Raw genomic sequence first — 10,931 nt, 5'->3', positions numbered from 1 at the left:
CTTAAAACAACCACTGCCTATCGCTATGGATATAACAATGAATCACTTCAAATCTGTATTACTTGCGGGTGCCATGTTGCTGTCTTCTACCGTTTATGCGGAAGGCGGCGGTGATCGGACGTTTGCCCATATCGAAGAGCTGATGCGCATGCAACAAGCGTCGGCCATGATGTTGACCGACATTGAGAAAATGCCGAAAAAAGATCAGGCCCCCATGGTGGGTGAACACATGAAAATGCTTGGCGATGTGATGGATCAGTTGAGCAAAGCCACGCCCGACACCGCCATGTCCGACAAGGACAAGATGGTCTGGATGCAAAAACATCAGGCAATCGTTGCCGATGTGTTGAGCCAGATGCGCCGCGAGCACGCGATGATGTTTTCGCTTAGCCATAACCTGAACTGACGACGGCTGCGGTTTCGCCCGAGCATTTCGCGGGCGAGACCAGCGCTTCGCTCGACATCCCGCCTCAAGCCATGCTTTCTGCATGGCATTCATGTTCCCATTGAAACAGTTTTGGCGCTGGGTCGAAAAATCGGCCTGGTGTTGAATGAGTTGTGCCGAGGGATTTCGGAAATTTCCTACAGCGTCTTGTTTTTTTTATCGATAAGTTGAACCGGTTCTTCAGCTAAATAAAAAATAATCAAGCCTTGCGGAATACCCAATGATTTCAGAATGCACGTTGTTATCGAACTTGATCGAAGGCGATCAATATGCCTTCAACCAGTTTGTAAAACGGCATCAGAGCCGTATGGATGCAACGGCCCGAGCGATAGTCGGCCCGATGTTGGCGGATGATGTCGTACAGGATGCCTGGTTGAGTATTTTTCGTAACATCAAGTCTTTCGAGGGCCGCGCGAGCCTGCGTACATGGTTGTTGGTGATCACCGCAAACATGGCCAAGGCCCATTTGCGAAAGTCGAGAAATGAACTATCCCGCATCCCCCGCAATGCGTTGAAAGTTGTATCCGCAGAGGAACAGGAAGAACACGGCGCCAGTGTGTTGTGGCACGACGAAACGCCAGATGCTCTACTGGCTCGAGATCAAAAGTGCGAGGAACTGGAGGCGGGATTGCAAGCATTGCCAAAACGTCAGCGCGAGGTGGTTTACCTCTATGATTATCAGGGTATGGCGATGAACGATATTGCCGACCGGCACGGTATTACGCAGGGCAATGTCAGGGTGCTGCTGCATCGCGCGAGGGCGACATTGTTGTCGGCAATGGAACGGCGCGAGTGAGCGCAGCCAGTCTGCCCAACCACCTGGCAGGGGCGCGTAACTGCACCACGAGCGTCGACCACCGGAGAACGGGCCATGTATAAAGTCATTGTTGTAGACGACCATCCTTTCGTGCGCGCCAGCGTCAAGGCGCTGTTGTCCCAGGACGGCTTCGATATAGTCGGCGAAACCGGCAACGGCCAGGAAGCGATCCGCTTGGTGCGTGACCTGCAGCCTGACTTGATCGTGCTGGATATCGGCATTCCCGATCTCGATGGTTTTGAAGTCATCAATCGGTTGTCCGGCCTCAGTCGTGCGGTGAAGGTGCTGGTGCTTAGCACACAGTCGCCCGAACAGTTTTCGATTCGTTGCAAACATGCCGGTGCGGCGGGTTATGTGTGTAAAAACGATGAATTGGCCGAATTGTCGAAGGCGGCCCGCGCCGTCATGAGTGGCTACACTTATTTCCCGAATATCGCCTTCAGTTCCGTGCGCAAGCTCGACGGTGACGCCGACGAGCAACAACGCCTGGGAACGGTGTCTGATCGCGAAATGCGGGTGCTGCAGCAGTTGGCCAAAGGTTTTAGCAACAAGCAGATTGCCGACACCATGTTTCTCAGCAACAAGACCATCAGTACCTACAAAAGCAGACTGCTGGAAAAACTTGAGTTGAAATCGGTCGTGGAACTCGCCGAACTGGCTAAACGCAACGGTTTGATTTAGCGCGAAAGCGCTCGGAGCGGATGAGAGCACTCCTGTTACGCTTTTTTGTAACTGTTCAATTGTTGGCCGGATGCGCAGTCGTTTGCCAGGCAGCGCCCGGCGACGAAATGCGTTTGTTCGGACGTTCCGCTGTCGTTGGATATGAGGCCCACCTCAGCGAGGCGGATCATCGGTGGTTGGCGCAAAAACGTGTTTTGCACATCGGTGTGTCACTGCCCGATTACCCGCCGCTCGATATCATTGCCAACAACCGCGACTACGAAGGGATCACTGCCGACTTTACGAGCCTGCTGGGCCAGTTGCTCGGTGTGCAAGTTGAAGTCAAAGGCTACCTGTCCCGTAACGCCGCGATCGAGGCGCTCAAACGCGGTGACGTCGATCTGCTCGGCACCGCCAACGATTTCGACGTGGCCGACCCGGATCTGGTGTTATCCAGACCCTATGCCAATGATCAGCCGACGCTGGCCACGCGCCTCGGTGAAGACGTCGTATACCCGGTCGATCTGGCGGGGGTGCGGGTGGCCACGGTTTATCACTACCTCCCTACGCGCGCGATCCGCGAGGTTTACCCCAAAGCCTCCTTGCATTTGTATCCCTCGACGCTGAGCGCCATGGGAGCAGTGGCGTTTGGTCAGGCGGATGTGTTTCTCGGTAACGCCATTGGCGCCCATTACCTGGTCAACCGCAACTACCGGGGGATTATGCGGCTGGTGAATTTCGCTCATCTGGATACTGCCAGCTTCTCTTTCGCGCTGACGCGTTCCAACCAGACACTGTTGCGCTTGGTCAATGAGGCGCTGGAGGCGATCCCCAAAGGCGAGCGGATGACTATTCTGCAGCGCTGGGGCGCTGATGAAATCAGCATTCCCGGTGAGCAACGCCTGCAACTGAGCGCTACTGAACAGCACTGGCTCGAGCACCACCCCACCGTCAGGGTGTTGATCGACGACAGCCTGTTGCCGTTCACGTACCTGGATGAGTCCAATCGCTTTCGTGGGCTTAGCGCCGACGTACTGGACAACGTCAGTCAGCGCACCGGGCTGAAGTTTGAAATCAAGACCGTACACGCTCAGACAGACCTGGCCGCTGCGTTGAACCGCGGTGAGGCCGACATGCTGGCGGCGTTTTCTTCCGGTCAAGAGCAGGGCGTGTCCTTGAGTTTGACCCGACCATACTTCACGACGTCATTCGTGCTAGTCAGCAAAAATGCATTGAACAGCCCGGGGGCGCTCGATGAGCTTGACGGGCAAACGGTGGCGTTTACCGATGATCGCTACCTGCGCAGCTTTTTGACCCAGCACTACCCGACGATTCACAGGGTCGAGACCGCCAGTACGTCGCAGGCATTTACGATGGTCGCTGAGGGGCACGCGCAAGCGGCTATCAGCTCGTTGATCAGCGCGCGTTACTTGTTGTCCCGTGATTTCAAGGATCGCCTGAAGATCACCTCAACCGTCGGCACCTCGCGCTCGCAGATCGCGTTTGCAACAACGACCGAAGCGCCTGAGCTCAATTCGATCCTGAACAAAGCCTTGCTCAGTATCCCGCCCGGTGAGATGGATAAGCTGGCTGAGCGCTGGCGCTCCGAGGTGGTCTTCCAGGACAGTTACTGGCGGCGTCATCGCGGGCTGATCATTCAGGGTTTCATCATTGCCGGTGTTCTGTTGCTCGTGGCAATTACCTGGATTACTTACTTGCGTCGCCTGGTGCACCGGCGCGAGCAGGCCGAGCGAGCGCTCAGCGATCAGATGGAATTCATGCGGGTGCTGATTGATGAAACGCCCCATCCGATTTACGTGCGTGATCGTGAAGGCAAACTGATTTCCTGCAACGCCAGTTATCTGGAAGTGTTCGGGCGGGAAATGGAGCAACTGTTGGGCAAGCGTCTGGTTGACAGTTCGGAATTCAGCCCGGCTGACGCCAGATTATTCGACAAATCCTATCAAGACGTCATGCGCCACGGTCGGGCGGTGATCGGCGACCGCTTGCTGACGCTGGCCGATGGCAGCACGCGCACGGTCTATCACTGGGCATTGCCCTATCGCGGCAGCAGCGGCATGGTCAGTGGATTGATCGCTGGTTGGATCGACGTCAGTGATCGCAAGCGACTGCTCGACGAGCTCAAGGAGTCCAAGGAAGAAGCGGAAAGCGCCAACCGCGCAAAAACCACATTTCTCGCGACCATGAGCCACGAAATCCGCACGCCGATGAACGCGGTGATCGGCATGCTCGAACTCGCCATGAAGAAGGGCGATCAGGGCATCATGGACAGGCTGGCGCTGGACGTCGCCTCTGGCGCGGCGCGGGATCTGCTGGATCTGATCGGCGGAATTCTTGATATCGCGCGCATCGAGGCCGGCAAGTTGACGCTGACCCCGGAGCGCGCGCAGTTGCGCAACATGATCGAATCCACCGTGCGAATCTTTGACGGTCTGGCGCAACAAAAAGGCATCGCACTGGTGCTCGATGTGCAGGAGACCAGCGATCACGACGCACTGCTTGATCCGCTGCGCCTCAAGCAAGTGCTGTCCAACTTGATTGGCAATGCCATCAAGTTCACCGAGACGGGCGGGGTGCGGGTCAGCTATCGCAGCCGCCAGTCGGACGATGGTTTGCGTTTGCAAGTCGAATTTGACGTCAGCGACAGCGGCATAGGTATATCCGCCGAGGATCAAGCACGTCTGTTTACGCCGTTTTCCCAGGCCCGCGGGAATCGCAATGCGGCTCGTACGGGCTCGGGTTTGGGGTTGGTGATTTCACGGTCATTGTGCGAAATGATGGGCGGAACGCTAAGCCTCTCCAGTCAAGTCGGGCAGGGCACGTGCATCAGCGTCCGGCTGGATTTTCCGCTACTGGAACCGGAAGAACCGCGCGACATCAAGCCAGAATCACCAGCGCCCGCCGGTGCCCGCTTACGGGTGTTGGTGGTGGATGATTACCCGGTCAATCGCATGTTGTTGTCGCAGCAACTGGAATACCTCGGGCATCGGGTCGAAGAAGCGGTTGATGGCGTTCATGGTCTGCAAGTCTGGGGGCGCAAGCAGTTCGATGTGGTGATCACCGACTGTCATATGCCCAGAATGACCGGTTACGAACTGGCCAATGCCATTCGCAAGGATGAGCAGCAACGCAACGTGAAGGCGTGCCTGCTGCTGGGCTTCACGGCGAATGCGCTACCCGAAGAACGTTTGCGTTGTCAGGCGGCCGGCATGGATGGCTGCCTGTTCAAACCGATCACGCTGCATGATCTGCAACAACGCCTGAGCGGCGTTGAACCGCCGTTGCAATCGCCGCACCCCGAAGAGGATGAAGACAACTCTGGCGGCGGGGACTGGAGCGCATTGCTGAAGCTGACCGGGGGCAACGAACAAGTGGCTCGTGGTTTGCTGATGGACTTGGCGCGCAGCAATAAAGAAGATTTGGCTCTGCTGCAAACGTTGCAGGAACCGTTGAACCTGAATGCCTTGCAGGATCTGGCACACCGCGTCAAAGGCGGGGCGCGCATCATCAAGGCATCGCGTTTGATGGAGGCGTGTGAGGCAATGGAGTCCGTCAATGACAGTGCTGAACGCGCCCAGGTATTGATGGCTGCCGCGCAATTGCGTCACGCCATGATGCAATTGCGTGAAAACCTTGAGCGGCAGATTGGCTAAGAAGCGGTTTGCCGTGTAGGGTCGGGGGCGCTCATCAAGAGCACCGTGTTAAAGAAGGAAAGGAATGCATATGAAACGCCGCAGGAACGGGTTTTGAAAGCGACTCGAATAATGGCTGCACTGCTGTTTTTGCTGGTGGCTGGCTGTGGGAGTAATCAGGATTTCGATTACAACGAACAGGTCATGACACAATACGTCTCGCACCGCGACAAGGTCAATGAAGTCCAGCAGCGCGTTGACAGCGGGGAATTCACTTACGACTACTATTCGTTGAAATATCGCACCATGCAGCGGTTGAGTGACGGCGCGCGGCAAGCCATGGCCGATATCGACAACATCCCGCACGGCGCGAATGCCAACGCTTTTTCACTGGCCCTGAGTCGTTATTACGAGACCGAAGCGCTTTATTATTTAAGGGTCAAGCGATACATCAAGAAGACCGGCAACTTCAACGGTGTGCAGTTGCTGATGGGCATTAACACCTCTTACGGCAAACTCTTGCAGCTCTCCCGTCAGGTTGATCTGACCCAGCGTGAATTTCTTCAATCGGCAGGCCTCAGTTCGCCCACCGAGTCATCCTGAACGGCACTGATTCGGATCACTGGCAGCGGGTATCATTTCGCCCGCGCAAGTGCTTGGTTTAGCACCTTCAGTACTGGTTTGGCACCTTCGATTTTCAACCGCGCCTGAAAGATCCTGCGCACCTCGTCACCGCTGTGCGCGAGCAACTTGACGGCGCGTGTGCGCTCGCTTTCCGTGCCTTTGTTCATCAGCAGACGCAGGTGCGGCAGCTTGAGCGGCAGTGGCAGTGCAATCACCTGTGACGCCGCGACGATGCGCACTCGGCGATCGCCCGTCACGGCAAGCCTGACCATGATGTCGGCGAAGGTTTCGGCCAGCACCGGGTGAGCGTCGAAAACCTTGAGCAATGACAAGCGCCCGCTGATTGATAGCTCGTCGATCAGGCGGCGGGTCATGCGCGGATTGTTCAGCACAAAGTCCGTGAAATCAGGCCATTCAAGCAGGCCATCGAAATCGCGCCAATACAGATGATCCCGACGTTCCAGCACCACGAGCAAGGCGTCCAGAGGCGGGCGCTGATCCGCAGCCAACAGACTGTTCAGCAATTTGAAATTCCAGCTCGGCGGCATGGACGCACGGCAATGATCGCCCCTCTGCGTACAAGTAGTGCTAAGCGCGTCCACCGTCAGATACAGAAACCACTCAGGTGCTTCGGCAATTCGGCGCAGGTGAATGCCCTTGCAGGCAGCGCTGAGCACTTTACCCAAGCGTACCAACTTCAATGCGTGCGCCTCGTGGGCGAACGCGTAAAGCCGGGCGCGAGCGCGGGATGCGGACTGAATCCGTTGCTGATATTTCTGCGCAAACATGGGCGGCGAGCGCCACCAGCTGGAAATATCGGGCTGGCAGAAAATGGCATTCGCCGCTCCGGCATCAACGTCATGCAGCTTGTCCAATACGTCCTCAGCGTTGCCGGTCAAGACATAAATCACAGCTTGCACGGCCAGACCGGGAGACAGCAGGTCGAGCACTTCCAGACTTCTAACGGTGTGTCTGGCGAAGGGGCAGGTCAGATTGGCGGTGTTGAACGTTTGCAATGAAGTGAATGGCATGGAGGGCTCGGAAAGAAATCTACGCCTGCAACCTATTGCGCCAGCTGTTTCGTCAACGATGAGCGCAAATTGCGAGGCAAATCCCTGTCAGTTTCCGCAAGGTTTGCATGGGTGGCTGTAGGAAACGTCCTGTTTTCCATCCGAGAGCGGCGTGGTTTGCCTTGAGACACGAATCCAATACCGCGACCAAAATGAAAATGGAAAAATAGGAAATTTCCTACAGATCTACGCAGCCTATTTGATTATTTTCCTATGCCTGCGACTGCCTAATCAGGCGTAGACCTCTCTTTCAGCCTCCCATTGGGAGGTTTTTTTTGAACAGCACTTTTATGACCGCCAGCCCTTCGAGCGGAACAAAAAAGGAGCATCACCATGCGTACTGAACCAGGCTACATACGTCATCGCAGTCGACCTGAGCATTCTCCCGAGTTCACCATCGACGTTGCGTACGAAGTTGTTCGTGAGCATGAGAACGATCCGTTCATGCACCTGACCGTGCGCAGCGACGTCGCGGGTGTGATCACCCACGACGAGTGCAAGCTCAGCCGTCAGTCCTCACCGTGCATTGCCAAAGTCATCAACTTCATCGCGCGCAACCGCGGCATCGCCGAGGCTGATCTGCTGACGGCAGAGCATTCGGAGGTTATTCGCGTCAACAAGGACATCGACGAGCGTTTCGCGGAGTTTCGCCGCGCCTTTGAAACGAGCTGCTCGGCGTATGACAGCTTTGTGCCCGGCCGCCTGCACCGCGCCAACCAGAATCCGCTGGACGGCCAGCCGCCATACTGCGTCGATCTGCATTACACGATCGTGCATGACGCCAAGGAAGGTTCGGTGGTGCAAATGCGGCTGGCGGGAGAGGTCGGCGGCAAGCGTTTCGAAGAGTCATTCAGCCTGCCGCGCAGCAGCGCCTACAACTTCGGTAGCGTGGCCACGCGTGTCGCCCATAAACACGGCATGCCGCGCGATAACGGCTTGATCAAGTACAACCACAAACTCTACGACCTGATGTACGCCGACATCCGCACTCGTCTGGCGGCGTGCAGCGAAGGTGCCTGAACCTGGACGCCTTTGGGGTGAGGGAGGCAAGCTCCCTCGCCCCATTTACAGGGTGGTGAGCAACCAGGCACCCGCTGCCGCGCAGATGAAGCCCAGGCCGCGGAGCATGCGGGCGCCGGTGTTGAGTTTGAGGATCAGCACGGCGCCAACGGCACCGATCACGTGCAGGCACGCAGTAGTGGTCAGGAACCCGGCGGCGTAGGCGAATTTGTCGTCCATCACTGGCATTTCGTAGCCATGGGCGTAGCCGTGGAAGATTCCGAAGACACCGACACCGATGGCCGCCACGGGCACAGCGAAGGTCTTCTGCATGCCGATGGCCAGTCCCAGCAGAACAACCGACAACGACACGCCGATCTCACTGCCCGGCAGGTTCACCTGATCGAACCCGAGCAATCCGCCGAGCAACATGCAGCAGACGAAGGCGCTGGGCACGATCCAGATTGCCCGGCCACCCATCTGGCAACTCCAGGCGCCAACGGCGAGCATGGCCAGCAAATGATCCAGCCCCGACAATGGATGCAGCCAGCCGGCGGCGCCACCGGCGTGGGCTTGCGCCATTTCACTGACGCAAACGCCCGTGAGCAGCACCGGCAGATTGAAGTAACGCTGCAGATTCGCCGTCATTGCAACGGGCTCCTGTCTTGGAAGGAGATGTTGACGGTCAACGAGGCCCAGAGACTTTCCCAGTCCACACCGTCTTCGCCGCTGGGCTCCATGTGCACGGTGCTGAACAGCCACAGGCCCGGGTCGGTGAGCGGCAAGGCGACCCGGCCTTGCGCGTCGCTGACGGCGGTGACTTCCTTGACCGGATCGGATTTGAGCTGCGCCTTGACCAGGGTGTCTGCCAGTGGTTCACCGTGCAACAGCACCTGCAACTGAAATTTTTCACGGGACTGAAACTTCAATGGATCGGTGTGGGCAACAAACTCCAGCGGCAAGTCCATGACCTGGTCAAACCCTTCGCTGCGCCCATCGACCAGCACGATGCTTTTGGCGCAGCGTGAATACTGCTCGCGTCCCTGCGTTTGCATCAGGTCGTAGCGCTTGCGCAGGGCCAGCACGTTTTTCAGGCCTTCGTCTTCCAGGTACTGATTGAACTCGCTGGCCGACAGACTGATCCGCGTAGGGTGGGTGCGCATCGCCACAACGGTGGCGCCAGGTGCTCGCGTGTGCAGATGGCCAACCGACAGGGCACCGTCGCGTCCGTCGACAGTGCGCATGCCTTGGGCGTCGACGGCTTTGAACCAGTCGACCAGGTTTTTCAGACGCGGGCTCTGCACGCCGGGCCAGGTCGGCCCGATACGCAATTCAAACACCACTTGTTGATCGACGCCTGTCACCGCGTCGTGAGGGACAAGCCAAAACTCATGGGCCGACGCCAACGGGGTCAGCAGCATAAGTGCCAGAGCCTGCGCGGCGCGCCGCAGGTTGCCGCTTCGACGCGTCGGGGTTGTTATCGCGATTGCGCGAGAGGCATTCAACGGTAAATACAAGGGGCTGATCCTCGCCAGGATTGAATGGGAGAGGAGGGTGCCGGCCCTCCTCAGGTGGTCAGTGCGCAGCGTGAGGGGCTATTTGACTTGTGCTGGCATCAGGTAAGGGAAAGTCGCGGTGTGCAGTTTTGGATTGGCGATCTTCTGGTCGGTAGGCGTGCCGAGCAGCATCGTCAAAACGGTGCTCATGGCATCGTCATCCAGCGACCGACCGTTACGCTCTTTGACGGTGTAGTGGGCGGCGGTACCGACGTTGTAAGTCAGAACATCGGGGATCAACTGATCGGCAATCGAATCGCCGTATTGCTGTGGATCCTTCACGGTCTTGGCCAGTGCTGATGCCCGAGCGACGCGCGCCGAGACGATGGCTTTGATGCCGTTTTCGGTATCCGGACGGCTTTGATCGTGCTCGGCTTTTAACGCTGCGTTTTCGAACAGCATGATGTGGGACAGCAACGGATTGGCCGAGTACTGCACTTGCTTCCAGGTGCCCTTGTCGTCAACGGCGGTGGTCATGAAGGTGCGCACGGTTTTGCCGAGAATCGCGTTCGGCACTTCCAGTACGATGGCCGAGGCCTGACGGCCGAGGAAGATGCTTTTGCCTTGCGCCTGCGCCCAGACCGAAGCGTCATATGACTTGCCCGCGTTCAACTGCGCGCGCAACAGGCCAAGGCTGGTGGAGTTGCCGAAAAACGGATCTTTGACCACCCCGGCCCAGACTTTGATGCCGGTGGCCAGTGCGCTGGTTTTGCCGAGTTTACCCGAGCCAATTTCCGCGCCTTTGCTTCCGATCGCGCCGTTGGGCGTCTGCGCCTGATAAACAGTGAAGGTGTTATCGCTGTTGAACGACAGGCTGAAGGTATGCCCGGTTTTGTAACCGGCATCGTCAGCGACGTGAATGTTGTACAGCGCATCCGTGGCGAAAATGCCGTTAGGGCCCGACTTTGGTACCGAGTTCACGGTCATGACGAACACCGTGTGATCGGCTTTCGGCGAGGCGAATACGTAGTTATCCAGCTGATTGAGTGCTGGCGTTTTCTGAACAATCACTGATTCAAAGTGATGGCTGGCCATGGCCTGGCCACTGACCAGGCTGGCGGCCGTCAGGGCGAAAGCAAATGTCGAAATTCGATAATTCATAGTGTT

At 57.4% G+C, this 10,931-nt stretch carries 10 protein-coding genes; 6 read left to right on the top strand and 4 right to left on the bottom strand.

All coding sequences use genetic code 11. The annotated features are described in order from the left end of the window. Window positions 1-37: 37 nt before the first annotated feature. From ACIP66_RS03800 to ACIP66_RS03780, 5 genes are all read left to right on the top strand, one after another. Window positions 38-406, top strand: coding sequence for a co-regulatory protein PtrA N-terminal domain-containing protein (locus ACIP66_RS03800; protein WP_159811819.1), 369 nt, complete (start codon window positions 38-40; stop codon window positions 404-406). Window positions 407-665: 259 nt separating this feature from the next. After that, window positions 666-1,241, top strand: a complete 576-nt coding sequence (locus ACIP66_RS03795) for an RNA polymerase sigma factor (RefSeq protein ID WP_400645557.1) — start codon at window positions 666-668, stop codon at window positions 1,239-1,241. Window positions 1,242-1,316: 75 nt separating this feature from the next. Further along, window positions 1,317-1,943 (top strand): response regulator transcription factor, encoded by a 627-nt coding sequence (locus ACIP66_RS03790; RefSeq protein WP_159811817.1) that lies wholly within the window; start codon window positions 1,317-1,319, stop codon window positions 1,941-1,943. A 107-nt stretch (window positions 1,944-2,050) separates the two neighbouring features. After that, on the top strand, window positions 2,051-5,596 hold the full coding sequence (locus ACIP66_RS03785) for a transporter substrate-binding domain-containing protein (protein WP_400645554.1): 3,546 nt from the start codon (window positions 2,051-2,053) through the stop codon (window positions 5,594-5,596). A gap of 111 nt (window positions 5,597-5,707) precedes the next feature. Next, window positions 5,708-6,178: a hypothetical protein gene (locus ACIP66_RS03780; RefSeq protein WP_159811815.1), complete on the top strand. Its 471-nt coding sequence runs from the start codon at window positions 5,708-5,710 to the stop codon at window positions 6,176-6,178. Window positions 6,179-6,210: 32 nt separating this feature from the next. Here ACIP66_RS03780 and ACIP66_RS03775 read toward each other — a convergent pair whose 3' ends face one another. Next, window positions 6,211-7,230, bottom strand: a complete 1,020-nt coding sequence (locus tag ACIP66_RS03775; protein WP_400645551.1) for a hypothetical protein — start codon at window positions 7,228-7,230, stop codon at window positions 6,211-6,213. A gap of 372 nt (window positions 7,231-7,602) precedes the next feature. Between ACIP66_RS03775 and ACIP66_RS03770 the strand changes: the two genes are divergently transcribed. Next, window positions 7,603-8,289 carry a DUF5064 family protein gene (locus tag ACIP66_RS03770; RefSeq protein WP_400645549.1) on the top strand — a complete coding sequence of 229 codons (687 nt, stop codon included), beginning with the start codon at window positions 7,603-7,605 and terminating at the stop codon, window positions 8,287-8,289. A gap of 45 nt (window positions 8,290-8,334) precedes the next feature. Here ACIP66_RS03770 and ACIP66_RS03765 read toward each other — a convergent pair whose 3' ends face one another. From ACIP66_RS03765 to ACIP66_RS03755, 3 genes are all read right to left on the bottom strand, one after another. Next, a complete protein-coding gene (locus ACIP66_RS03765) occupies window positions 8,335-8,916 on the bottom strand; it encodes a HupE/UreJ family protein (protein ID WP_159811812.1) in 582 nt (193 codons plus the stop codon). Beyond that, window positions 8,913-9,689, bottom strand: coding sequence for a DUF4198 domain-containing protein (locus tag ACIP66_RS03760; protein ID WP_400645547.1), 777 nt, complete (start codon window positions 9,687-9,689; stop codon window positions 8,913-8,915). The genes ACIP66_RS03765 and ACIP66_RS03760 overlap by 4 nt, the downstream gene beginning before the upstream one ends. Window positions 9,690-9,863: 174 nt before the next feature. Next, a complete protein-coding gene (locus tag ACIP66_RS03755) occupies window positions 9,864-10,925 on the bottom strand; it encodes a DUF4331 family protein (protein ID WP_400645544.1) in 1,062 nt (353 codons plus the stop codon). Between the last annotated feature and the right edge of the window lie 6 nt (window positions 10,926-10,931).

This window comes from Pseudomonas sp. NPDC088429, from assembly GCF_044753305.1.
Taxonomy (GTDB): Bacteria; Pseudomonadota; Gammaproteobacteria; order Pseudomonadales; family Pseudomonadaceae; genus Aquipseudomonas; species Aquipseudomonas rustica.
Note: the sequence above shows the minus strand (reverse complement) of the source record. Positions and strands in the feature narration are given on the sequence as shown.